This window comes from Pseudoduganella rhizocola (assembly GCF_045984285.3).
Taxonomy (GTDB): domain Bacteria; phylum Pseudomonadota; class Gammaproteobacteria; order Burkholderiales; family Burkholderiaceae_D; genus Rugamonas.
Map to the genome: position 1 here is coordinate 499092 of NZ_JBJQIK030000003.1, position 23019 is coordinate 522110.

22 protein-coding genes are annotated in these 23019 nt (G+C 64.3%); 9 read left to right on the forward strand and 13 right to left on the reverse strand.

The genetic code is table 11. The annotated features are described in order from the left end of the window. Nucleotides 1-4 precede the first annotated feature (4 nt). Together ACJRPG_RS09525 and ACJRPG_RS09530 are read left to right on the forward strand one after the other, a co-directional pair. Nucleotides 5-1792 (forward strand): glycoside hydrolase family 2 protein, encoded by a 1788-nt coding sequence (locus ACJRPG_RS09525; protein ID WP_407999824.1) that lies wholly within the window; start codon nt 5-7, stop codon nt 1790-1792. A gap of 203 nt (nt 1793-1995) precedes the next feature. Continuing rightward, nucleotides 1996-4458, forward strand: a complete 2463-nt coding sequence (locus ACJRPG_RS09530; protein ID WP_407999825.1) for an FAD-dependent oxidoreductase — start codon at nt 1996-1998, stop codon at nt 4456-4458. Here the strand turns inward: ACJRPG_RS09530 and ACJRPG_RS09535 are convergent. The 3 genes from ACJRPG_RS09535 to ACJRPG_RS09545 form a co-directional block, all read right to left on the reverse strand. Then, the gene (locus ACJRPG_RS09535; RefSeq protein ID WP_407999826.1) at nt 4455-5363 is read right to left on the reverse strand and encodes an NAD(P)/FAD-dependent oxidoreductase; all 909 of its coding nucleotides are present in this window, start codon (nt 5361-5363) and stop codon (nt 4455-4457) included. The genes ACJRPG_RS09530 and ACJRPG_RS09535 overlap by 4 nt on opposite strands. Then, on the reverse strand, nt 5360-5857 hold the full coding sequence (locus tag ACJRPG_RS09540) for a hypothetical protein (protein WP_407999827.1): 498 nt from the start codon (nt 5855-5857) through the stop codon (nt 5360-5362). Before ACJRPG_RS09540 ends, ACJRPG_RS09535 begins: the two co-directional genes overlap by 4 nt. Nucleotides 5858-5936: 79 nt before the next feature. Then, on the reverse strand, nt 5937-6194 hold the full coding sequence (locus tag ACJRPG_RS09545) for a hypothetical protein (protein WP_407999828.1): 258 nt from the start codon (nt 6192-6194) through the stop codon (nt 5937-5939). Nucleotides 6195-6290: 96 nt separating this feature from the next. Here ACJRPG_RS09545 and ACJRPG_RS09550 point away from each other — a divergent pair, with 96 nt between their 5' ends. Next, nucleotides 6291-6752, forward strand: a complete 462-nt coding sequence (locus ACJRPG_RS09550; protein WP_407999829.1) for an Lrp/AsnC family transcriptional regulator — start codon at nt 6291-6293, stop codon at nt 6750-6752. A gap of 1 nt (nt 6753) precedes the next feature. On the opposite strand, the gene ACJRPG_RS09555 is transcribed toward ACJRPG_RS09550, so the two are convergent. Together ACJRPG_RS09555 and ACJRPG_RS09560 are read right to left on the reverse strand one after the other, a co-directional pair. Next, a complete protein-coding gene (locus ACJRPG_RS09555; RefSeq protein WP_407999830.1) occupies nt 6754-7071 on the reverse strand; it encodes a four-helix bundle copper-binding protein in 318 nt (105 codons plus the stop codon). 75 nt (nt 7072-7146) lie between these two features. Further along, the gene (locus tag ACJRPG_RS09560) at nt 7147-8280 is read right to left on the reverse strand and encodes a DNA topoisomerase IB (RefSeq protein WP_407999997.1); all 1134 of its coding nucleotides are present in this window, start codon (nt 8278-8280) and stop codon (nt 7147-7149) included. Between the two features lie 140 nt (nt 8281-8420). On the opposite strand from ACJRPG_RS09560, the gene ACJRPG_RS09565 reads away from it, so the two are divergent. After that, nucleotides 8421-9164, forward strand: coding sequence for a DUF481 domain-containing protein (locus ACJRPG_RS09565; protein ID WP_407999831.1), 744 nt, complete (start codon nt 8421-8423; stop codon nt 9162-9164). Here the strand turns inward: ACJRPG_RS09565 and ACJRPG_RS09570 are convergent. Genes ACJRPG_RS09570 through ACJRPG_RS09585 form a run of 4 tightly spaced genes read right to left on the reverse strand, consistent with a single transcriptional unit; the run spans nt 9161 to nt 13324 of the window. After that, nucleotides 9161-9484, reverse strand: coding sequence for a hypothetical protein (locus tag ACJRPG_RS09570; protein ID WP_407999832.1), 324 nt, complete (start codon nt 9482-9484; stop codon nt 9161-9163). The two genes, ACJRPG_RS09565 and ACJRPG_RS09570, sit on opposite strands and share 4 nt — an antisense overlap. Nucleotides 9485-9486: 2 nt before the next feature. Beyond that, entirely contained in the window at nt 9487-12006 is a 2520-nt protein-coding gene (ctaD, locus tag ACJRPG_RS09575; protein WP_407999833.1) for a cytochrome c oxidase subunit I, read from the reverse strand. Next, complete coding sequence (gene coxB, locus ACJRPG_RS09580) at nt 12003-12932, reverse strand: cytochrome c oxidase subunit II (protein WP_407999834.1); 930 nt, start codon at nt 12930-12932, stop codon at nt 12003-12005. The genes ctaD and coxB overlap by 4 nt, the downstream gene beginning before the upstream one ends. Beyond that, nucleotides 12929-13324 carry a c-type cytochrome gene (locus ACJRPG_RS09585; protein WP_407999835.1) on the reverse strand — a complete coding sequence of 132 codons (396 nt, stop codon included), beginning with the start codon at nt 13322-13324 and terminating at the stop codon, nt 12929-12931. Before ACJRPG_RS09585 ends, coxB begins: the two co-directional genes overlap by 4 nt. Before the next feature lie 87 nt (nt 13325-13411). On the opposite strand from ACJRPG_RS09585, the gene ACJRPG_RS09590 reads away from it, so the two are divergent. Together ACJRPG_RS09590 and ACJRPG_RS09595 are read left to right on the forward strand one after the other, a co-directional pair. Then, the gene (locus ACJRPG_RS09590) at nt 13412-14365 is read left to right on the forward strand and encodes a c-type cytochrome (RefSeq protein WP_407999836.1); all 954 of its coding nucleotides are present in this window, start codon (nt 13412-13414) and stop codon (nt 14363-14365) included. 46 nt (nt 14366-14411) lie between these two features. Next, entirely contained in the window at nt 14412-15488 is a 1077-nt protein-coding gene (locus ACJRPG_RS09595; RefSeq protein WP_407999837.1) for an AI-2E family transporter, read from the forward strand. Here ACJRPG_RS09595 and msbA read toward each other — a convergent pair. Continuing rightward, on the reverse strand, nt 15485-17305 hold the full coding sequence (gene msbA, locus ACJRPG_RS09600) for a lipid A export permease/ATP-binding protein MsbA (RefSeq protein WP_407999838.1): 1821 nt from the start codon (nt 17303-17305) through the stop codon (nt 15485-15487). The genes ACJRPG_RS09595 and msbA overlap by 4 nt on opposite strands. A 338-nt stretch (nt 17306-17643) precedes the next feature. On the opposite strand from msbA, the gene ACJRPG_RS09605 reads away from it, so the two are divergent. Further along, nucleotides 17644-18672: a choice-of-anchor J domain-containing protein gene (locus ACJRPG_RS09605; RefSeq protein WP_407999839.1), complete on the forward strand. Its 1029-nt coding sequence runs from the start codon at nt 17644-17646 to the stop codon at nt 18670-18672. Further along, nucleotides 18659-20095 (forward strand): PA domain-containing protein, encoded by a 1437-nt coding sequence (locus ACJRPG_RS09610; RefSeq protein WP_407999840.1) that lies wholly within the window; start codon nt 18659-18661, stop codon nt 20093-20095. Before ACJRPG_RS09605 ends, ACJRPG_RS09610 begins: the two co-directional genes overlap by 14 nt. 6 nt (nt 20096-20101) lie before the next feature. Here ACJRPG_RS09610 and ACJRPG_RS09615 read toward each other — a convergent pair whose 3' ends face one another. Then, a complete protein-coding gene (locus ACJRPG_RS09615) occupies nt 20102-20503 on the reverse strand; it encodes a hypothetical protein (protein WP_407999841.1) in 402 nt (133 codons plus the stop codon). 187 nt (nt 20504-20690) lie between these two features. On the opposite strand from ACJRPG_RS09615, the gene ACJRPG_RS09620 reads away from it, so the two are divergent. Then, nucleotides 20691-21737 (forward strand): DUF5694 domain-containing protein, encoded by a 1047-nt coding sequence (locus ACJRPG_RS09620; protein ID WP_407999842.1) that lies wholly within the window; start codon nt 20691-20693, stop codon nt 21735-21737. Nucleotides 21738-21843: 106 nt separating this feature from the next. Here the strand turns inward: ACJRPG_RS09620 and ACJRPG_RS09625 are convergent, their stop codons facing one another. Next, entirely contained in the window at nt 21844-22173 is a 330-nt protein-coding gene (locus tag ACJRPG_RS09625; RefSeq protein WP_407999843.1) for a hypothetical protein, read from the reverse strand. Nucleotides 22174-22416: 243 nt separating this feature from the next. After that, on the reverse strand, nt 22417-22938 hold the full coding sequence (locus ACJRPG_RS09630) for a hypothetical protein (protein ID WP_407999844.1): 522 nt from the start codon (nt 22936-22938) through the stop codon (nt 22417-22419). Nucleotides 22939-23019 lie beyond the last annotated feature (81 nt).

Below are 23019 nucleotides of genomic sequence, written 5' to 3' on the forward strand. Positions count from 1 at the left end.
AAGAATGAGCGACTTCGAGTATCCCCGCCCGCAACTGGTCCGCGACAACTGGCAATGCCTGAACGGCAGCTGGCAGTTCGCGTTTGACGACGAGCGGCGCTACGCCCGTCCGGAAGACCCGATCGACTGGACGCACGACATCAACGTGCCCTTCGCGCCGGAATGCGCCATGAGCGGCATCGGCGATACCGGCTTCCACACGGTGGTGTGGTACCGCCTCGAATTCGACATGGCCCAGCGCGGCAAGCGCACCATCCTGCACTTCGGCGCAGTGGACTACTCCTGCAAGGTGTGGGTCAACGACCGCCTGGTGACAACGCACGAGGGCGGCCACACCTCCTTCAACGCCGACATCACGGATGCGCTGCGAGAAGGCGCGCGCCAGGTCATCACCCTGCGCGTGGAAGACGATCCGGCAGACCTGAACAAGCCGCGCGGCAAGCAGGACTGGCAGCTGGAGCCGCATTCGATCTGGTATCCGCGCACTACCGGCATCTGGCAGACCGTATGGGTGGAACAGGTGCCGGATACCTATCTCAAATCGATCCGATGGACGCCTTATTTCGACGGCTTCGAGATCGGCTGCGAGATCCAGGCCGCGGGCCAGCGGCGCGACGGCCTGAGCGTGGAAGTCAAGCTGTGGCACGGCGACACCCTGCTGGCCGACGACGACTACAAGCTGATGGGCCAGGAGGCGAACCGCAAGATTGCGATCACCGACCCCGGCATCGACGACTCGCGCAATGAGCTGCTGTGGAGCCCCGAACGCCCCACCCTGCTGGACGCCGAGCTGACCCTGCGCTGCGAGGGCGTGGTGCTGGAAACCATCCGCTCCTACACGGCGCTGCGTTCGGTTGCCATCAACCGCGACCGCTTCATGCTGAATGGAAGGCCTTATCCGCTGCGCCTGGTGCTCGACCAGGGCTATTGGCCGGATAGCCTGATGACGGCGCCCAACGACGCCGCGCTGAAGCGCGACGTGGAACTGGCCAAGGCCATGGGCTTCAACGGCGTGCGCAAGCACCAGAAAATCGAGGATCCGCGCTACCTGTACTGGGCCGACAAACTGGGCCTGCTGGTATGGGAGGAGATGCCTTCGGCCTATGCCTTCAGCCCGCGCTCGATGACGCGCCTGATCAAGGAATGGCAGGAAGCCATCGACCGCGACTACAGCCATCCCTGCATCATCGTCTGGGTGCCGTTCAACGAATCCTGGGGCGTGCCGAACCTGACGTCGATGCAGGCGCACCGCAATGCCGTGGAAGCGCTCTATCACATGACCCGGATGATGGATTCCACCCGGCCCGTGATCGGCAACGACGGCTGGGAGGCCTCGGCCACGGACATCCTCGGCATTCACGATTACGACAGCGACCCGCAGCGCATCAAGCAGCGCTACGAGGTCAACGACGAGGTGCGCACGCTGTTCGACCAGCGCCGCCCCGGCGGCAGGATCCTGACACTGGACGGCTTCCCGCACCGCGGCCAGCCGATTGTATTGACCGAATTTGGCGGTATCGCCTACGACACCAAAGCGCCCGAGACACGTACCTGGGGTTACTCGCGCGCGAACAACGCGGAGAGCTTCTTCAAGCACTACCGCGAGCTGCTGGAGGTAGTCAACGCCACGCAGATGTTCAGCGGCTTCTGCTACACGCAGTTTGCCGACACTTACCAGGAAGCGAATGGGCTGCTGAATGCAGACCGTTCACCGAAGATTCCGATTGAGCAGATCAGTTCTGCAACGCGGAGTGTGCAACTCGTTGTACCCGATCCGCCGGAACAAGTTTAGCGCCCGCAAAGGCGCGTACGAGCATCACCCACAACTAACGACCCATTGGGGCAAAGGGAGAAATCATGTCGACCATTATCGTATTCAGTCATCTGCGCTGGGACTTCGTCTTCCAACGGCCACAACATCTGTTGACCCGCCTGGCACAGAATTACAAGATCGTTTTTGTGGAAGAGCCCATCCATCACGAGGGCGAAAGTTTCATGAAAACGTCGCAACCGGCAGCCAACGTCACGGTCTGCCAGCCGCATACGCCTTCCCAGGCGATCGGATTCCATGACGACCAGATTCCGCTGCTGCAGCCGCTGGTGGCGAAGCTGGTGACGGACAAGGAAGACCCGATCGTGTGGTTCTACACGCCGATGGCGCTGCCACTGCTGTCGCAGCTGCATCCCGGCCTGGTGATCTACGATTGCATGGACGAGCTGTCCGCCTTCAAGAACCCGCCGCGCCAGCTGCTGCAGCGTGAAACCGCGCTGCTGAACATCGCCGACCTGGTCTTCACCGGCGGCCCGAGCCTGTATGAAGCCAAGCGCACCCGCCACAGCAACGCGCACTGCTTCCCGAGCAGCGTGGATGCGAAGCACTTCGCGCAGGCACTGCAGCGCAGCGACAGCCATCCGGCGCAGGAACATATTCCCCATCCGCGCCTGGGCTTCTACGGCGTGATCGATGAACGCTTCGATACAGGCCTGCTGGGCAAGATCGCCGATGCGCATCCGGAATGGCAGCTGGTGATGGTGGGCCCGGTCGTGAAAATCGATCCGGCCGAACTGCCGCAGCGCAGCAATATCCACTACCTCGGCCAGCGCGGCTATGAGGACCTGCCGAAGTTCCTGGCCGGCTGGGACGTGTGCCTGATGCCTTTCGCCCTGAACGAAGCCACCAGATTCATCAGCCCCACCAAGGTGCTGGAGTACATGGCGGCCGAACAGCCGGTGGTCAGCACCGCCATCCGCGACGTGGAGCAGCCTTACGGCAGCATCGTCGCCATCGGCCACACGGACGAGGAATTCATCACCGCCTGCGAGGCGGCACTGAAACAGACCCCGGCGCAGACCACCGAAATGGCGGACAAGATGCGCGCCGTGATCGCCAGCACCTCCTGGGACAAGACGGCGGAACGCATGCGCGGCCTGATTGAAAGCACTACGCCTGCCCGCAAGGTAAGCCGCCTCACCACCCCGGAAGATGCCGCCGTTCAGTCGCCGTCGAATGTGAACGCACTGCCGACTGCGCAGAAATACAGCGCCGTGATCGTGGGCGCCGGTCCCACAGGCCTTTCCGCCGCCTACCACCTCGGCGCGGACACGCTGCTGCTGGAGAAAAATTCCGCCGTCGGCGGCTGGTGCCGGTCCATCGACGACAAGGGCTTTACCTTCGACTATGCGGGCCACATCATGTTCTCCAACGACCCGTATGTGCTGAAGCTGTACGACGTCCTGCTGGGCGACAACCAGCACTGGCAGATGCGCGAAGCCTGGGTCTATAGCAAGAACGTGTACACGCGCTATCCCTTCCAGGGTGCCCTGTATGGCCTGCCGCCAGCGGTGATCAAGGAGTGCGTGCTGGGTGCCATCGAAGCGCGCTACGGCAGCGATGAGGAAGCCACCTGCGAAGCGGGATCGGTGGACGACTGCTGCGCCGACGGCACCGTGGATGCGGCCAATGCCAGCGCGGTAGCGAAGAAAGGCGAGCCGAAAAACTTCGAGGAGTTCATCTACAAGGTATGGGGCAAAGGCATTGCGAAACACTTCGCCATCCCCTACAACAAGAAGATCTGGACAGTGCCGCTGACCGACATGGAAACCTCCTGGCTGGGCGGCCGCGTGCCGCTGCCGGACCTGGGCCAGATCATCGAAGGCGCGCTGGAACCGGTGGCCAAGCCCATGGGCCCGAACGCGCGCTTCGGTTATCCGCTGCGCGGCGGCTTCCAGGCCCTGATGAACGGCTTCCTGCCCCATATCAAGGGCAAGATCGAGCTGGACGCCTCGGTGGCGCAGGTGCTGCCGCGCGAGCACGTGATCGCGCTGGCCGACGGCCGCCGCTTCCGCTACGACCAGCTGGTATCGACCATGCCGCTGCCGGAGCTGGTGAAGATCATCGGCAAGGAAGCCCCGCCGGAAGTGCAGGAAGCGGCGCGCGGCCTCACGCACATCTCGATCCGCAACGTGAACATCGGCATCAAGCGCACCAACGTGACCGAGAAACACTGGATCTACTATCCGGAGGACAGCATCTTCCACCGCATCTTCGTGCAGGGCAATGCTTCGCCGGAGTGCAATCCGCCGGGCGGCTTCGGCTTCACCTGCGAGATTTCGTACTCGCCGTGGAAACCGCTGCCCGTGGATGGCGACGACCTGATCGCGCGCTGCATCCAGGACTGCATCAAGGTCGGCTTCATGAATCCGGACGACGAGGTGCTGACCGCGAACCAGGCCGACATGCCGTATGCCTACGTGCTGTACGACCATAACCGGGCGAAGAACGTGGAGACGGTGCGCGCATGGCTGCTGCAGCATGACATCATCCTGGCCGGCCGCTACAGCGAGTGGGAGTACTACAACTCCGACCATGCCTTCCTGGCCGGTAAGAAAGCTGCGGAAACCGTGCAGGCCCGCCTGCCGCAGGCGAGCGCCACGCCGGCCATCAAGGCCGACGCCTAAGGCATGAAGCGCCAGGGCAAGGCGTTATGAATCGCCGTCGCTGCAATGGCCGCCTGGCCGGTGGCGACGGCAATCTGGTTCAGGCCCACCACCACGTCCCCGACTGCATACAGGCCGGGGACGCTGGTGCGCTGGTGATCATCCACCACCAGCTTTTCGCAATCCCCTGTCTTCGCGCCAAGCTGCGCGGCCAGCCCTGAGCGGGCATTCTCGCCCAGCATGGGATAGAACACGTCGAAACGGTGGTCTTCGCCGTCCTCCGTGTGCAGCACCGGCTCCATGGCATTGGTCAGCGTAACGCCCTTCAGCGGCGAAGCGATATAGCACACGCCCGCGATCTCGAGCTTCCTGGATTCTTCCGGCGACAGCGGCACATCCGGCTCGCGCTCGAACAGGGTGACGTCGCGTGAGAAAGTGCGCATGAAAAGCGCGTGGCCAGTGCGGTTGTGCGGCTGCGAGGCCACCGCCACGCGCTTGCCGCTGATATCGTAGCCGTCGCATACGGGACAAAGGCGCAGCGCCCCGCTGGCCACGGCCTCGTGCCAGCCCTCGACTGGCAAGCCTTCGTCCGCCACGCCGCTGGCAAGCAGCACGGCGGGCGCCAGGATGTCGGCATCGCCGCAGCGGGCGATGAAGATATCGCCTTCCCTGCGCAGCTCCGTTACCTCGCCTTCACGCACCGCGCCGCCATAGCATTCCAGCTGCGCGCGCAGATTGCCCAGCAGTTCCCGTCCGGGCACGCCGCCGGGGAATCCGGGATAGTTATGGCTGATGGGGATGAGCGACAGGCGGCTGTTGCCCTTGTCGACCAGGATGATATCGCGCCGGAAACGGCGCAGGTAGACAGCGGCGGCCAGTCCTCCCGGCCCGCCACCGATGATCAGTACTTCGCAGCGCTCGCTCACCTGTTCAGCGACTTCTTGTAGTCTTCGTCGGACATGGTGCTGGTGCTGCTGGTATTGCCACTGCTGCTGGTGCCGCTCATCGTGCCGATGCTGCCGCTGGAACCGATGCCGGTGTTATTGCCCACGCCAACCGTGCCGTTGATGCCGGACGTGGTGCTGGTAGCGCCCGCGCCATACACGCTGGAAGTGCCGAGCGGCGAAGTCACGCCGGGCGTGCCGACCGCACCGCTGGTGGTGTTGGGCACGGGCGGTATCACGGTACCTGGCACATTGTTCAGCGGCGGAATGGCCGTGGCCTGCGTGGTGCTGCCCGGAGGGATGACGGTGGTCGGCACGCGCTGGCTACCCAGCGGTACCGGCTGCACCGGCTGCGAACCCATCACGCTGACGCTGGACCCCGTGTTCACCTGCCCGTTGCGCGCCGTGTCGAGCTGGGTCTGCGCCGAAGCTGCGGCGCTGGCGGCCAGCAGCGATGCAATCAGGATCGTTTTCATGATCTGCTCCTCGATGGTTCGAACGATGCCTTATTGTTGCACCGACTGCCGCAGAGCCAAGTAGGAGCAGGCCGCGTTCTCAGGTCGGAGTCCTGCCGGTCTCGCGTATCTTCAGGATGCCGATGACATTACACAAGCGCATACGGCATAGCTGCAGCGCATCGTCTTCTTCCGCACTGACATTCAGATGCACGTCGATGCCATGCCGGCCCGGCTCCATGCGCAGGGTCCGCAGCGCCAGGCCGCCGCGCCGCACAATGGCCAGCACGGCTTCCAGGGCGGCAGTGGCGGCATCCGGTTCCACCCGCAGGCGGTATGTTCTCTGATAGGTCTCCATGAGTAAAACTATATGCCCGGCGCGCTGGAATAGGCATCTTAGTTTTCTGTAGAATAAAACAGTTTGGAGAATATTCTTCTATCGAAGGCACAATTTATGGAACAAATCGATGAAATCGACCGCCGCATCCTCAGGGAACTGCGCCGCGACGGGCGCCTGAGCAATACCAAGCTGGCCGAAAAGGTCGGCCTGTCCACCACGCCGTGCTGGAACCGGGTGCGGGCGCTGGAAGACAAGGGCGTGATCGAAGGCTATACCGCCCTCCTCAACCAGCAGGCAATGGGTTTGCCGGACACCGTGATCATCGAAGTCACGCTGGAACGCCATGACGAAGACATGCTGGAGAAATTCGGCGAAGCGCTGGCCGAGCTGCCGGAAGTGCTGGAAGCCTATCTGCTGACCGGCGAATACGACTACCTGATCAAGGTTGCCGTCGCCGGCACCGCGGGCTACGAAGAGTTCCTGCGCCGTAAGCTCTACAAGCTTCCCGGCCTGCGCCACAGCCGCTCAACCTTCGTGCTGCGCTGCATGAAGCGTTCGCACTCGGTGGCGCCTTAGCTTAGGCCGCCATGCGGCGGCACTCTTCCGCGCAGCGGCGGCAGGCCGCCGCGCAATCCTGGCAATGTTGGGCCGAATGCTTGCCGCACTCCTCGGCGCAGCGTTCGCAGGCCTGCGCGCAGACCGCGCACAGTGCTTGCGCCAGGCTGCTGCCGCGCGCCATGAAGCCCGCAGCTGCGCGGCACAGCTGGGCGCAGTCGATATCGAAGGCGATACAGTCGGCCATCATCTTGGGATCGTCCTCGCGCAGGCAGGAAGCGGCGCAGTAGTCGCAGGCGTCCGCGCAGGCGTTGCAGGCATCAATGCATGACTGGTCCATTTTCGTCTCCTCTCAAAAAGACGATAATAGGCCCGCAGGCCGCGCGGCGGCGCACGCACCGGCTCATGCCTCGGCTCATGCGCCGGCGTGGATAGCGGCCTGCCGCTTGCGCGGCGCCCGGCGTGGCGTGGTTTTGGCGGCGGCCGGCGCGGCTGCCAGCCGCTGCTGCAGCAATGCCAGCACGGCCGCTTCTTCCGGATGCAATTCATGCAGCTCTTCCACCAGCTCCTGTTCCGCGCGCACGCGCAGGCCTTCCAGCTCGGCGCCATCCATATAGGCTTCCAGCACGGCCGGGTGCACATAGCATTTGCGGCAGACGGAAGGCGTATTGCCGAGCTTTTTCGCCACCGTTTCGATGGCGCGCACCACATTCTTCTTGGCCTGCGTCTCCGAATCGAATTTCTCGAACTCCTGCAGCGCCAGCGCCGCCAGCACGGTGCCGGACCAGGTGCGGAAATCCTTGGCCGTGTAGTCTTCGCCGCTGATGGTGCGCAGGTAGTCGTTGACGTCGGACGAATCCACGCTGTGCTGGCCGCCCTCGTCGTCGAGGTACTGGAACAGCTCCTGCCCCGGCAGTTCGCGTGAGCGCTGGATGATACGGGCCAGGCGCCGGTCCGCCACCTTCACCGAGTGATAGACACCGCTCTTGCCGCGAAAACGGAATTCCACTTCGCTGCCGTCGATGCGCACATGGCGGTTGCGCAAGGTGCTAAGGCCGAAGGAATGGTTGTCACGCGCATACTCTTCGTTCCCGATGCGCATCATCGTCACCTGCAGCAGGTAGACAATGGTGGCCAGCACCTTCTCGCGCGGCAGGCCGGGACGCCGCAGGTCCGCATCCACCTGTTTGCGGATCTGAGGCAGCGCCTTGCCGAAGGCGATCATGCGTTCGTACTTCACCTCGTCGCGCACTGTGCGCCAGCGCGGGTGGTAGCGGTACTGCTTGCGCCTGCGCGCATCGCGGCCGGTGGCCTGCACATGGCCGTTGGGCTGGGGGCAGATCCACACATCGGTCCAGGCAGGCGGAATCGCCAGCGATTTGATACGGCCCAGCGTGGCCTCGTCGCGCACGGGGGCGCCATCCGCATCCACATAGCGGAAGCCGTCCTTGTGGGCGATACGCGCGATGCCGCGCTTCGCATCGTTCACGTAGCGCAGCCCCGCCGCTTTCGCGGCGGCGGGGGCATCGGCAGAAATGTCGGTCTCCATGGCTGCACTGTGCACGCGAATTGCATTGCGTTCCGTGCGCTGGTCAACATGGCAATGTAACGCGCCCTTCACGATGCTGGGGTACAATGCTGGCTCCACCGTATCAAAAGCGGCCGGCCGCAATGCGCCGCGACATGCCAATGAAATATCACTCCCTGCTCGCGCTGGCCTTCGCCGCGCACGGCAGCGTCTTCGCTGCCGACCCGCCGCCGGAGCCCGGCACCTGGTCCACCGCCGCCGAACTTGGCGCCATTACTACCTCCGGCAACACTGTCGGCACCTCCGTCACCGGCAAGATCGATGCCCGCCAGGAGCTCGAGGACTGGAGCAATGAATACATCCTGTCCGGCTTCTTCAAGGAAGACGAAACGCGGATCGATGGCGAGAAAGAAGTGGTGCGTTCGGCCGAACGCTTCGAGGCCTCCGCCAAGGCTGCATACAAAGTGCTCGGCACGGACAAGAAGCTCTACGTGGTCGGCTCGCACGTGAACGACAAGTTCGGCGTGTTCAAGCGCTATTCCTCGCTCTCCGTCGGTCACGGCAAGCGCTACACCCAGGGCAAGGACAAGACGCTGGACGTGGAACTGGGTCCGGGCTATTTCTCCGGCGTGCGCCCCACCGGCGAGTCCGAGAACGGCATGACCATCCGCGGCGCTGCGGCGCTGCGCTGGCGCCTCAGCCCATCGGCCCTGTTCTCGCAGAGCGTGGTGATGGAACGCGGCACGTCGAACCTGCACTCGGTGGCGGAAACGGCGCTCAGCACCAAGATCAACGGCACCATGCAGATGAAGGCCGCCTTCAGCGCGCGTAACGATACCAATGTGCCTGAAGACAAGCGCAACACCGATACCCAGACCTCGCTGACGCTGGTGTATTCCTTCTAAACGCAGGCCCCGGCCACGAGCAGCGCCAGGCTGCTCCAGGCCACGCCTGCAATCGCCAGCGCACCGGCGCCCAGCCCGGCGAAAGCGCGCAGCGAACGCCTGCCGCGCGCCCTGCGGCAATCCTGCGCGAACCAGGCCAGCACCGCAGCCAGCGCGGCTGCGCTCACGCCGGCCTGCACCCACCATTCCGGCGCCCCGCCCTCGCCATGCCCGCACCGTGCCGCCGCGTACAGGTAGCAGAAGGTGAAATGCCCAGCCCATACCAGCAGCGGCCCGCAGGCGCGCATCACAATCGGGAACAATCCTTCATGGCGGTCCATGTTCACCCCATCAGCTTCGGCATCAGGTAAATCACGGCGATCGCCGCCGCGCCCTGGATGCTGGTGTAGTGCCAGATCAGCGCGCCGCAGTCGAGCGCCGCGCGGCTGCCCGGCGTGAGCTTGTGCGCCAGCGAACGCGCGACGATCCATGGACCGATGAAGGCCAGCAGCAGCAGGTGCAGGCCCTGGTAAGAATTCATCGCCGCGATGGCCGCGCCCCATGCGCTGGCTGTCGGCGCCAGGCCTGCCAGCGACCACAGGCTGTATGTGTCGGCCGCAAAGGCGCCCGCCATGCAAAGCAAGGCGCCTGCCAACAGCCAGCGCAGGCCGCGTTGCGGGCGGCCTTCCGTCAGTGGATGGCGCCGCGCCAGCCACACCATGGTCGAACTGGCCGCCATCAAGGCCAGTGACAGCAGCGGCCAGCGTGCCTCGGGCAGCGCCGCACCCGGCGGCGGGCAGATCTCCAGCCGCATCGATACGTGGATATACGCGAACGCAAAGGCCGCGAAGACGGAGGCATCGACGACCAGCATGATCACCGTGGCCCACCAGTTATGGCTCGCCGGCCCGCTGGCGCCCACCGGCAGGCTCACATCGTCCGCCACTTGCGCCGTTTGCCGGGGCGGCGGACGGTCCTGCCCCCACAGCCAGGCCAGCAGCGCAACGATGGCCAGCGCGCCGAAGGCCCAGGCCAGCGCGGTCTGCTGGATGGTCAGCAGCAGGAAGAAGCCCGCGGTCCCCACGGCCGACAGGAAAGGCCACCAGCTGTCGGCCGGCAGCACCAGCAGGTAGCGCGGCGTGGCGCTGACCGGGCTGGTGACAATGGTTTCGCGCAGCCCGGTAGCGCTGCCGGGCAGCCAGTGCGCCCCCTCTTCCACTTCCTGCGGCAGCGAAGGCCGGTCCCAGATGGGTTCCTGCGAATCGATTTGCGGAATGCTGCGCACCGCGTAGCAGTCGGATGGCAGCCATTCCAGCGTGCTGGCCTGCCATGGATTGCCATGTTCGCGCTGCTTCCTGCGCAAGGTGCGCCAGGCATCGGCCGCAAACAGCAGCACGCCGGCGGCGAACACGAAGGCGCCGATGGTGGACAGCATGTTGAGGCCGTCCCAGCCCAGCCCCGGCGCATAGGTGTAGACCCGGCGCGGCATGCCGAGCAGGCCGGTGATATGCATGGGGAAGAAGGCCAGGTTGAAGCCGCCGAACATCAGGCCGAAGATCCAGCGCGCCAGCCGTTCGGACATGGCATGCCCGTTCACCAGCGGCAGCCAGTAATACATGGCGGCGAACACGGGGAACACCATGCCTCCGATCAGCACATAGTGGAAATGCGCCACCACGAAGTAGGTGTCGTGCACCTGCCAGTCGAAGGGCACCACGGCGACCATCACGCCGGTCAGCCCGCCCAGCACGAAGATGAACATGAAGCCCAGCAGGAACAGCGCCGGGCCGTTCAGCGCCACCTTGCCCCGCCACAGCGTGGCGATCCATGCAAACACCTGGATCGCGGTCGGCACCGCAACGGCCATGCTGGCGGCCGACACGAAGCTCATTTCCAGCACGCCCAGGCCGGCCGTGAACATATGGTGCGCCCACAGCGCAAAGCTGAAGAAGCCCACGCCCACCAGCGCCACGATCACCGCGCGGCGGCCCGCCAGCGGCGTGCGCGCGATGGTGGGAATCATGGTCGAGACCATGCCCGCCGCCGGCAGGAAGATGATATAAACCTCGGGATGGCCGAAGAACCAGAACAGGTGCTGCCACAGCACCGGGTCGCCGCCCCGCTCCGCAATGAAGAAGGGCCAGTCGAATGCGCGTTCCATCTCCAGCAGCGCCGTGCCGGCGATGACGGCCGGGAAGGCAAACACGATCATCACCGCCACCACCAGCATGGACCAGGCATACACCGGCATCTTCGACAGCGACATGCCGGGCGCGCGCGTAAACAGGATACCGACGATCAGCTCGATCGCGCCCGCGATGGCCGAGATCTCGATGAAGCCTATGCCCAGCAGCCAGAAATCCGCATTCAGGCCCGGCGAATATGTCTTGCCGGTGAGTGGCGGGTACATGAACCAGCCGCCGTCCGGCGCCAGACCCACGAACAGGGAGCAGAAGAAGCCGATGCCGCCGATCGCATAGGCCCAGAACGCATAGGCGGACAGGCGCGGGAACGGCAGGTCGCGTGCGCCCAGCATGCCGGGCAGCAGATAGACGGCAATCGCCTCCACCACCGGGATCGCGAACAGGAACATCATCACCGTGCCGTGCATGGTGAAAATCTGGTTGTAGGCCGCCGCGCTGAACATGCCGTTCTCCGGCACCGCCAGCTGCAGCCGGATCAGCAGTCCAAGCACACCCGCCAGCACGAAGAACAGCAGCGCCGTGCCAATATACAGCAGCCCTACCTTGGTGTTGTTTACCGCAGTGAAGATGCGCCAGCCCTTCGGCGTGCGCCACACGCGCTCCAGTTCTTCCAGCTCGCCGGCCGGGCGCGGCGTACTGCTCGGCAGCCCGGCCCTCATTTGAGCGACTCCAGCCAGGCCGCCAGCGCGCGCAGCGTTTCGCCATCCATCCGGCCGGCGCCGGGCATGCGCGCACCGTGCTTGATGGCCTGCGGGTCGGCGATCCAGCCCGCCAGCGCCGCATGGTCGGTGCGCAGCGTGCCGGCCGCGATGTGCATGCGGCTGCCCACATGCGTGAGGTCCGGCCCCAGCGCCGCGCCGCTGCCAAGGCCACGGACCGTGTGGCAGGCATTGCAGCGCTGCGCGAGGTAGGCGTCGCGGCCCCGCTGCAGCATGGCGTTTGCGGGCGGCAGTGCATCGCGCGCCTGCGCCGCCAGCCAGGCATCGAATTCGGCCTGCGGCATGGCGACAACGTGCAAGGCCATGCGCGCATGCTGCTCGCCGCAGTATTCGGCGCACTGGCCGCGGTACACGCCCGGCCTGTCGGCACGGATCGCCAGGCCGTGGATGCGGCCCGGCACCATATCCACCTTGCCGCCCAGCTGCGGCACCCAGAAGGCATGGATCACGTCGGTGGTGCTCAGGCCGAGATAGACGGCACGGCCGACCGGAATGCGCAGCTCGTTGGCCGACACGATATCGGGTCCGCCTGCGGGGTTCGGATAGCGCAGTTCCCACCACCACATCTTGCCGATGACGGACACCGGCAAGGCGCCGTGCGAACCCTGCGTGCCGAATTGCGCCGTGCGCCAGGTGCTGTAAGCCAGCAGCAGCGTGAGCACGGCAACCGGGAACAGCAGGCCGCCGCCCACGATCCAGGCCCGGGTGCGCACGGAGCGCGGCTGGTGGCGCAGGCTGCGCCACAGCAGCCACATTATCCCGGCGAAGATGAGCGTGCCGCCAATGAAGAGCACCCATCCCAGATGCGCGATGACGGCTGCATCCGGCGCTGCGGGATCAAGAACCGATTGCAGGCCCGGCGTCATCGCAGCGTGTAAAGGTAGGCGGCCATATGGCGCGCATCGGCGGCGGATACGCCCATGTTCGGCATCATGGTGCCGGGATGAACCGACGGCGGATCGACGATCCAGCGCACCAGTGGTTCCGGGTAGTTTGGCAGGTGCCCGGCGATATAGCTCTGGCGCCCGAAGGTCGCCAGCGATGGCGCCACCGTGCTGCGCGCGCCTTCCACGCCCGGAATCGCATGGCAGCTGCCGCACTGGTACTGCGCCAGCAGCTTGCGGCCCCGGTCCACGTCCCCGCCCTGCACTTTCACGGGCTGCTGTTCACCCGTGTCGCAGGCCGTCAGCACGACCAGTCCCAGCACCACGAACGTGGCGCCGCGCCAGAGCCAGCGATGTCCAATCGTGTCGCGCACGCACTGTTCCTGCACAAAATGAAGGAATCCATATAATACAAGAAAGACATTGTGATCATTTTTTCAACTGTGCGCAGCGCGTCCTCTATGGCATCGAACCGAATCCGCTTTGCGATGAAGGCTGTTGTGGGTGCGCTGGCCGTGCTGGGCGTGGCCGCGGGCGCGCTGGGACTGGCCGTGCTGTATGGCGGCTGGTACAACGTGGGCGCCACCAGACAGCACTTCCAGCTGGTGCACAGCGTGCTGGAAAAAGGCATGCATGAATCGGTGCGCTTCCACGCGCGGGACGTCACCGTGCCGCCGCTCGATGCGGGCCACGTGCGGCACGGTGCAGCACTGTACGCCACCCATTGCGTGAAGTGCCATGGCGCGCCCGGCACCGCGCAGGACCTGATCGGCATGAGCATGCAGCCGGTGCCCGGCCCACTGGTGGACGCGGCGCGGCGCTGGAACGAAGCCGAGATGTACTGGATTACGCGGCACGGCATCAAGATGAGCGGCATGCCTGCCTGGGAATTTCACCTGGGCGAACAGGAGCTGTGGTCGCTGGTGGCCTTCCTGCGCGAGCTGCCGAAGCTGACGCCGCAGGCCTATCGCGCGGCCACTGCGGGCGCCACAGCCGCGAGCCGGCCGGCGGAAGGCGGCAGCATCAGCGGCGGGCCAGGCACCCGCGCGGCCGCCAACACGGGCGAGGCCGGGCGTGGCGTAACACTGCTTGGCGATGCCTCGGCCACGCCGGCCGGCACGCCCGGCGGCGGCGCCATCGATGCGGAACGCGGCCGGGTCGCGCTGACGCAATACGCCTGCCAGGCCTGCCACATGATCCCCGGCGTTACCGGTCCCGAAACCTATGTGGGCCCGCCGCTCGGCCGCATCGCCGAGCGCAAATTCCTCGCCGGCCGCCTGCCCAACAGCGCCGCCAACCTCGCCCGCTGGATCCGCGCGCCGCAGGAGATCGATCCCGGTACGGCGATGCCGCAGCTGGGCGTCAACGAGCGCGATGCCAAGGATATGGCAGCCTACCTGATGGATCCGCGCTGAGCACACCCGTGCGTCACGCCTTTGTCGGATCGGCCATGATTGTGGCATGAACGACAATATCGAGAAAAAGCCCGAAGAAAAACGCTTCATGCGCCGCGTCGCGCTGGTGGACGGCATCGCCATCCTCGCCATTCTCGCGCTGGCCGCCATCTGGTACGCCTACGATGCGCTGCTGCTGGTGTTCGCCTGCATCCTGTTCGCCGTGCTGCTGTATGAGCTGAGCACCCTGCTGCAGAAGCGCATCCGCCTGCGGCGGCAATGGTGCCTGGCGATTGTGGTGGCCCTGCTGCTGGCCGTGTTTGGCCTCGGCGGCTGGCTCGCCGCGCCGCAGATCGGTGAACAGGCCGACAAGCTGGCCCAGGCCGTGCCCGAAGCGATCAAGCGCCTGCATGCGGCAGTGGAAGGCCAGCCCCTGCTCAAGCGCCTGATGACGGGCATGCCCTCGCCGGAACAGATGCAGAAGCAGATCGCGCAGCTGGTGCCGAATGCGGGCCTGTTCTTTTCGGGGCTGCTGGGCGCCCTGGGCAATGTGGTCATCATCCTGTTCGTCGGCATCTACTTCGCCGCGCAGCCCATGCTGTATATCGAAGGCTTTGTGACGCTGGTGCCGGTCCGCCACCGGCCCCGCGCGCGCGAAGTGATGGACGAAATCGGCCGCACGCTGGCGCGCTGGCTGCTGGGCAAGGCGGCATCGATGGTGGTGGTGGGCGTGGCGTCGGCGGTGGGACTGAGCCTGCTCGGCATTCCGCTGGCGATGATACTGGGCCTGATTGCCGGCCTGCTCGACTTCATCCCCTACCTCGGCCCCATCATGGCGGGCGTGCCGGCACTGCTGATTGCCTTCTCCGACAGCCCGGAGAAAGCGATGTATGTGGTGGCGCTGTTCGGCGCCATCCAGCTGCTGGAAGGCTACCTGCTGTCGCCGCTGATCGAAAAGCGCACCGTGTCGCTGCCGCCCGCGCTGACGATTGTGATGCAGCTGCTGTTCGGCGCCCTGTTCGGCATGGCGGGCGTGGCGCTGGCGACGCCGCTGACGGCCGTGCTGGCGGTGCTGGTGTCCATGCTGTATGTGCAGGACGTGCTGGGCGATCCCGTGCGCACGCCCTCGCAGCGCAAGGATTAGCTGTCCAGCTGCTTCTGCGTCTGGTACAGGCGGGCATAGATGCCGCCCTGTGCCAGCAGCGCTTCGTGCGTGCCCAGTTCGGCAATGGCGCCGCTGTTCATCACCACGATGCGGTGCGCGTTTTCAATGGTGGACAGGCGGTGCGCGATAACCACCGTGGTGCGGCCTTTCATCAGGCGCTCCAGCGCCGCCTGCACCTGGCGTTCCGATTCCGTATCGAGCGCGCTGGTGGCCTCATCCAGGATCAGGATCGGCGCGTCCTTGTACAGCGCGCGCGCAATCGCGAGGCGCTGCCGCTGGCCGCCGGACAGGCGCAGGCCGTTCTCGCCCACCTCGGTCTGGTAGCCCTGCGGCTGGCGTTCGATGAATTCATGCGCATATGCGGCGCGTGCCGCGGCCTCCACGCGCTGCTGGTCCGGCGCCGGGTCGCCATACGCGATGTTGGCGGCCAGCGTATCGTTGAACAGCACCACGTCCTGGCTCACCAGCGCGATCTGGCTGCGCAGTTCATCCAGCCGGTATTCACGCAGGTCCACACCGTCCAGCAGGATGCGGCCGCTGCTCACGTCGTAGAAGCGCGGCAGCAGGCTGGCCAGCGTGGTCTTGCCGCTGCCGGAGCCGCCCACCAGGGCCACTGTTTCACCGGCAGCGATGTCGAGCGACACATTGCGCAAGGCCGGCGCCGCATCGGCGTCCTGCACATCGTAGCGGAAGCCCACGCCATCCAGCTGGATGCGGCCTTCGGCGCGCTGCAGCGTGCGGGTGCCGGTATCGGCCTCGATCGGCGCATCGATCAGGCCGAACACGGACTTGGCCGCCGCCAGGCCGCGCTGCAGGGGCTCATTGATCTTGGTGAGGTTCTTGATCGGCCCCTGCATCGACATCAGGCAGGTAATGAAGGCCACAAAGGCGCCCGGCGACAGCGCGCCGGCGCGCGAGCGGATCAGCGCGAAATAGATCACGGCCGACAGCGTGGCGCCCACCAGCATCATGATCATGCCGGAGTTCATGGCCGCTGTGGACGCATGCTTGACCGCCAGCTGGCGGTTCAGCTTCACCACTTCGTCGAAGCGTTTCTGTTCATAGCGCTGGCCGCCGAAGATCTTCACCACCCGCTGGCCGCCGATGCTCTCGTCCAGCACCCGCGTCAGTTCCCCCATCGCATGCTGTGCGCCTTCGCTGAGGCGGCGCATGCGGCGCCCCGCGAAGATCACCACGGAAGACACTAGCGGCAGCAAGGCCATGCAGAACACGGCCAGCTGCCAGTCGATGACGAACAGCGAAATCAGGTAACCCGCCGTGGCCACCGAATCGCGCACCGCTACGTTCAGCACATTCAGGCCGGCCTGCGCCACCTGGTTGGCATCGAAGGTCACGCGCGACAGCGTGGTGCCGGTGGAGGACTGGTCGAAGTAATTGTTGGGCAGGCGCAGGATGCGGGCAAACATCTGCTCGCGCAGGTTGGCCTGCACGCGGTTGCTGAGCCAGGAGGAACCGTAGTCGCCCGAGAAGCTGCTCACCATGCGCAGCAGCGCCAGCGCCATGATGATGGCGGGAATGGCCCACAGCACGCCATCGCCCGCATGCACCGGCAGCAGGCGGTCCACCCAGCCCGCCAGCGTGGCCAGCATGCCGCTCGGCGGCGCTTGGTGCGTGCCGACCTGGCTGCCGATCGCGTCCACAACGTTCTGCAGCTGGCGGATCAGCATCACATCGGTCAGCGCGGCAACGGCCACCGCACACAGCGTTGCCAGCAGAGCGCCCTTGTAAGGGAAAAATTCCTTGAGCAGTCGGAAGTACAGTTGGCGGCTTTGCACGGGCTCTGAGAATGGTCGGGAAAGGCAGCATTGTACCTGCCTTCCGAGGCCGGGCGAAAAAATTGGCAAGGGCGGCTGCGATGCACAAATTTAACAATTGATGAGAATCGGCAAGCCGCTCGAACTGGCTGCCCGGATAGGAAAATTTCCTGCTAAAAATTTCCGTAAGTCATTGATCTATAAGCTTTCCTATAGGCACGTTGCACAAATAACACGATTAATAAAAATATGAGGAAACTCAACAGTGCGTTAGTTCCGCGACAACATTTCGGGCATATACTCAGCTTGCAATTTGTTACATCTTGCCCTCCCTCCACTAGCCAAACGAAAGCGAACCAATGAAAACGTTCCTCTCACTCTTTGCAAGCGCGGCGCTGACGATCTCAGCCAGCGCCTATGCAGATACGCCGCCCTCCTCGCTCAGCGAAGGCTTCGATGACATTGCCAGCCTGAGCGACTGGACGCTCTACAACGCCGACCCGGCCGGAAATGCCTGGTTCCAGGGCAATACCGGCATCTTCAACGCGGCTTCGGGGGCGGCCGACTCGTATATCGCGGCCAACTACCTGTCAGCCAGCCTCAGCAGCACGGTGGTCGACAACTGGCTGATTACGCCGGAATTCACGGTCAGCGGCCCCACCCAGCTCCGCTTCTTCACCCGCAACTCGGCCGAGCAAGGCTTCAACGACACGCTGGAAGTGCTGTTCGGCAGCGGCGGCGGCACCAATGTCAGCGGCTTCACCACCACCCTGCTTACCGTGGGCGGCGGCGCCACCTATCCGGGCGGCTGGACCGAATACATTGCCAACATCAATGGCAGCGGCACCGGCCGTTTCGCCTTCCACTACACGGGTTCCGTGGATAACGCCTCCTATATCGGCATCGACAGCGTGAGTGTGAACGCCGTGCCTGAGCCATCGAGCTGGCTGATGCTGGGCGCCGGCCTGGCCGGCCTGGCCCTGCTGCGCCGCAAAGGCCGCCGCGCGGCTGGCGCAGGCATCGCCCTCGCCGCAATGGGCATGTCGCAAGGCGCCATGGCAGTGGAACCGCCGCAGAACGGCGTGGTGGTCGTGCGCGATGCCGAAACTGGCAAGCTGCGCGCCCCGACCTCGGAGGAATTCAAGCGCCTGGTGCCGGTGAAAGCACCGCAGACCGATGCCAAAACCGGCATGGTGCCCAAGACGCCCGAGGTGAAACTGAAGGCCAACGGCGTGCGCTATATGGACGTGCAGGACAAGGCCGTCTTCACCGTCGTCCAGCGCAAGGCGGACGGCACCCTGGCAGAAGAATGCGTGATCGGCGAACAAGCCGCAGCAGCCGCCATGACCCGCAACGCAGCCAAGGAGGCACGCTATGAAGCGCAATAACATCATGCTGAAACGCGGCGCCGCCGCGCTGGCCCTGGCCTTCGGCAGCGCGCTGGCCCATGCGGCCACGATCCAGATCGTGAACCTGAACGCCCCCGGCGTCGGCTTCAACGACACCACCCCGGCAGCGCCGGTAGGCGGCAACACCGGCACCACGCTGGGTGAACAGCGCCTCATCGCCTTCACCCATGCCGCCAATATCTGGGGCGCCAAGCTGCAAAGCGCCGTGCCGATCCGCGTGGGCGCCAGCTTCGAGCCGCGTCCCTGCACCGCCACCGGCGCCGTGCTGGGCTCGGCCGGCGCAGTCGAAATCTTCTACGACTTCGATGGCGCACCGCTGGCCGGCACCTGGTATTCAGGCGCACTGGCCGCCAAACTGGCCGGCGAGGACGTGACGGACCAGAACCACATCCGCGCCCGCTTCAATTCCGAGCTCGGCAAGCCGGGCTGCCTGGAAGGCTCCACCTTCTACCTCGGCCTGGACGGCAATGAAGGCACGGACATCGACTTCGTGGCCACCCTGCTGCACGAAATGGGTCATGGCCTCGGCTTCCAGACCTTCACCGACGGCGAAACCGGCGAGTACATCGACGCCGGCGGCGGCGACCCCGGCCACCCATCCGTGTGGGACCACTTCCTGACCGACAACAGGCTGAGCAAGACCTGGGTGCAAAGCACGGAGGCCGAGCGCGCGGCATCCTCGATCAGCATCGATGGCCTGTCGTGGGGCGGTCCGCTGGTGACGGCGGACGCACCATCGGTGCTGGACAAACTGGGCCTGGTGACGATCGGCGGCCCGGCAGCGGGCGCGGTGGCCGGCAACAAGCCTTACGGCGACGCCAGCTTCGGCAAACCGGTCGGCCATCCGGTAGTGACGGGACAGGTGATGCCCGTGGTCGACCAGGCCAGCGGCACCGGCCTGGCCTGCACCCCGCTCAGCGCAGCCAATGCGCGCGCCGTCAACGGCAATATCGCCCTGGTGGACCGCGGCACCTGCAGCTTCGTGATCAAGGCTGCGAATGTGCAGGCCGCAGGCGCCATCGGCATGATCGTGGCCGACAACGCTCCCGGCTCGCCGGCCGGCATGAGCGGTGACGACCCGAACGTGACGATTACGTCGGTGCGTATCAGCCAGGCCGACGGCGTGGCGCTGAAGCAGGTACTGGCCAAGCGTTCGCGCACCGCGTCCGGCGTCACGGCCACCTTCGGCCTCGACCCCACGCGCCTGGCGGGCACGGACAACATCGGCCGCGTGCTGATGTACACGCCGAATCCGTACGAGCCGGGCTCCTCGGTGTCGCACTACTCGACGTCGACCCGCCGCAACCAGCTGATGGAACCAGCGATCAACGACGACCTGACGCATGAGGTCGAAGCGCCGATCGACCTCACGCTGCCGCTGCTGAAAGATATCGGCTGGTAAGCCGGTTCAGGGCTGTGCTGGCAACTGCGCCAGCGCAGCCCGCAGCGCCCCGTGCGCCATGGCGATTTCGGGCGCATCCTGCAGCAGCGCGTTATAGCGCTTGCGAAAATCCTCATCGATGGCCGGACGCGGGCCCACCAGCATTTCAAACGCAGTGCGGATGCAGGCTGCCGTTTCGGCGTCGACCGGCGCTTCCTCATCCAGCCGTTCATCCACTTCCACCATCAGGCCGGACAGCTTTTGCAGCCACGCGAAATGCGGATGGTTCGTTACCAGCTGCAGATGTTCCAGCACGCCGCTCACGGCGCCGAAATACTGGGTTTCCACGTCCAGCATCGCCTTGTGCAGGCGGCGCGTGGTCTTCGTCAAGTTAACAAGGCTGGCCCTGAGTGCGGCTTGATCTGCCATACAGCTTTCTCCGATTGCTAAGTGGGCGCCCATCATAGCGCTTCGTTCCCATCCCTGCAGAGAATCCCGATCCGTTCCCCGGATTCCGCATCCCAAGCCGCGGAATACGCATTCCGTCCGCATCATTCTTGTGCCCGTTTTTCGGTTCGCCTACATTCCTCGTTTACTCAATGAAGGAGAATGCACGATGGTGAAATGGGTGAAATGGGGCCTGATTGCGGCGTTTCCATTGGCGGCACAGGCACAGACCGTGCTGACATCGCTGGACCGCGATATGGCAGGCCCGCGCTCGCAGGTCCTGGTGCTGGGCACCATGCACCTGAGCAGCATGCCGGCCAGCTTCAATCCTGCCGCACTGGACGGCGTCATCGGCAAGCTGGCGGCATTCAAGCCCGACATCATCACCATCGAAGCCGAATCCGGCGAAGAATGCGACCTCGCCCTGCGCCACGCCGCCAAGTATGGCGCCAACTACTGCAAGCGGCCTGAAGCCGCGCAGGCAGCCACCGGACTGGACCTGGCGGCCGCCCTGGCCGAATCCGACAAAACGCTCAAAAGCTGGCCCGCGCAGCCCACCCCCGCGCAACGCCGCCGCCTCGCGGCCGTATTCCTCGCCGCAAACGACCGCGCCTCGGCCTATGTGCAATGGCTGCAGCTGCCGGAAGCCGAGCGCCGTCCCGGCGACAGCCTTGACGCAGGGCTGACCGAACAGCTCGCGCAGATCGGCAAACGCAACAACGAGAACTACCAGATCGCCGCCCGTCTCGCGGCGCGCCTGGGCCTGCAGCGCGTATACCCTGTTGACAATCACACCGGCGACCGCATCGATGTGCCAGATATCAAAGCCTTCGTGAAATCCATCGAAGCGGCATGGGCCGCAGGTGGTAGCGACATGAGCGCGCGCCAGAAAGGCGAAGAAAATATGCGGCAAGCGGACGACCTGCTGCCGCTATACCGCTACCTGAACGAGCCCGCGGGACTCAAGATCTACGCGGAAGCCAATGTGCTGCCGCAGATGCGCGCCAAGTCAGCGGAAGGCTACCCGCAGATCTGGGTCGCCGGCTGGGAGATCCGCAACCTGCGCATGGTGGCCAACATCCGCGAAACCTTCCGCGAACGCCCCGGCGCCCGGGTGCTCTCCATTGTGGGCGTCTCCCACAAACCGTGGTTCGACGAATGGCTTGGCCAGCTACAGGGCGTGGAAATCGTCGACGTCGCGAAGGTGCTCTACTGATTCAGCGGTCCGCTTCCACCCCAAGCGGACGCATAATTAACCAGCTGTTCAGCCGCTTACTGACATGGCCTGGGATCGTCTTCGACAGGTAACGGCTATCGCTAGCTCAAATATCTAAGCCGATCCGCCTAACCAACTCGTCGAGAAGGACGTTTCCGTCTCCGACATCCCACGCACCGAGAAGGCCGCATAACGATTCCTTCTTCCATACATCTTCGCCTGTGAATGAGTAGCTATGAAACTTTGCGCGAACATTCGTCAACGTCAAAACATCACCTACCTCTTTACGCAGTTCAAAAATATAGTCACTGAGGGTAGCAAGATTATAAGTAGGCCAGTCATTAATTGCTGAGGCGAGCGCTTCGGCAATTCGGCGTACGGAAAATGACTTTGACTCGTCATCTGCAATCTCTTCGAGCTGGCTAAAAGTAGTCATTGTTGAAGCACCTGGTCAGCGTACCTGTCCGTATAACTCGCGGACGAATTGATCGTATTTGTGAGTCGGCGAAGTCTCGGATCCCGCGCGGCTTGTCCTGCCCAACCTTCTGCAGCGTCTCAGCTTTTCTTTGACGCGAGAAGTCCTCAGTACTCGTCATCTTCGTTCATGGTTGTTTGACGTTCACAGGATTGAGTTGAATCAGTCGGGGGCGGAGGTACGTTTCTGGCCGAAAGCAGCTGATCACATCCAAACTTGGCCAGTAGGCGCCTCAATGGAAGCATTAATAGCTGCCTGGCTGACCTTAGGAGTTGATTCAGCTTTGGCGTTGGATATGCGCCTATTCACATCATCAATCCAGAGTCCCACATTCCAGTGGAACTTGCGAAGTGGCAGAGGGAAAAAATCGATGTACCGTCCAAAGGGTGAACCTTGAAAGAGGGCAATCCTTACATAGTCCCGTCCCTCTTCGCCATCTTGAACGCTGAGCTGATCAATTTCTGTCAGCACAACACTGACGTTGGTTTCGCCCAGTTGAAGGCGGAGATTGATGCCCTCATCGTAAACTTCGAGGAGCCATTCCTCTTCGAGCGCTCGGACTATATAGGAGACGACTAACATTGCGAGGCCAGCGCCGACCAACATGCCAACTTTATTGGTAGACCATATTGCTGACATCAAAAGTGATAAGCCCGCCAGTCTAAGGGCATTCCAACGCCAGCGTATGGCTTTTGAGGAGGGATTATCCGAAACTTTCATATCCACATAGTATCAAAACGAAACGGCGTGACTGTCTGCTTCCGGCTGCATCAACGTCTGCCCTTGGACGGTTGTTGCGTTTCCAAA

Excerpts from the sequence above, each read along its gene's own strand:
- ACJRPG_RS09540 (WP_407999827.1), bottom strand. The coding sequence starts at position 5,857 with ATGAAAACGATCCTGATTGCATCGCTGCTGGCCGCCAGCGCCGCAGCT.
- ACJRPG_RS09605 (WP_407999839.1), top strand. The coding sequence starts at position 17,644 with ATGAAAACGTTCCTCTCACTCTTTGCAAGCGCGGCGCTGACGATCTCA.
- ACJRPG_RS09595 (WP_407999837.1), top strand. The coding sequence starts at position 14,412 with ATGAACGACAATATCGAGAAAAAGCCCGAAGAAAAACGCTTCATGCGC.
- ACJRPG_RS09550 (WP_407999829.1), top strand. The coding sequence starts at position 6,291 with ATGGAACAAATCGATGAAATCGACCGCCGCATCCTCAGGGAACTGCGC.
- ACJRPG_RS09625 (WP_407999843.1), bottom strand. The coding sequence starts at position 22,173 with ATGACTACTTTTAGCCAGCTCGAAGAGATTGCAGATGACGAGTCAAAG.
- ACJRPG_RS09555 (WP_407999830.1), bottom strand. The coding sequence starts at position 7,071 with ATGGACCAGTCATGCATTGATGCCTGCAACGCCTGCGCGGACGCCTGC.
- ACJRPG_RS09530 (WP_407999825.1), top strand. The coding sequence starts at position 1,996 with ATGAAAACGTCGCAACCGGCAGCCAACGTCACGGTCTGCCAGCCGCAT.
- ACJRPG_RS09565 (WP_407999831.1), top strand. The coding sequence starts at position 8,421 with ATGAAATATCACTCCCTGCTCGCGCTGGCCTTCGCCGCGCACGGCAGC.
- ACJRPG_RS09570 (WP_407999832.1), bottom strand. The coding sequence starts at position 9,484 with ATGGACCGCCATGAAGGATTGTTCCCGATTGTGATGCGCGCCTGCGGG.
- ACJRPG_RS09525 (WP_407999824.1), top strand. The coding sequence starts at position 5 with ATGAGCGACTTCGAGTATCCCCGCCCGCAACTGGTCCGCGACAACTGG.
- ACJRPG_RS09610 (WP_407999840.1), top strand. The coding sequence starts at position 18,659 with ATGAAGCGCAATAACATCATGCTGAAACGCGGCGCCGCCGCGCTGGCC.
- ACJRPG_RS09620 (WP_407999842.1), top strand. The coding sequence starts at position 20,691 with ATGGTGAAATGGGTGAAATGGGGCCTGATTGCGGCGTTTCCATTGGCG.
- ACJRPG_RS09545 (WP_407999828.1), bottom strand. The coding sequence starts at position 6,194 with ATGGAGACCTATCAGAGAACATACCGCCTGCGGGTGGAACCGGATGCC.
- ACJRPG_RS09590 (WP_407999836.1), top strand. The coding sequence starts at position 13,412 with ATGGCATCGAACCGAATCCGCTTTGCGATGAAGGCTGTTGTGGGTGCG.
- ACJRPG_RS09560 (WP_407999997.1), bottom strand. The coding sequence starts at position 8,280 with ATGGAGACCGACATTTCTGCCGATGCCCCCGCCGCCGCGAAAGCGGCG.
- ctaD (WP_407999833.1), bottom strand. The coding sequence starts at position 12,006 with ATGAGGGCCGGGCTGCCGAGCAGTACGCCGCGCCCGGCCGGCGAGCTG.
- ACJRPG_RS09615 (WP_407999841.1), bottom strand. The coding sequence starts at position 20,503 with ATGGCAGATCAAGCCGCACTCAGGGCCAGCCTTGTTAACTTGACGAAG.
- coxB (WP_407999834.1), bottom strand. The coding sequence starts at position 12,932 with ATGACGCCGGGCCTGCAATCGGTTCTTGATCCCGCAGCGCCGGATGCA.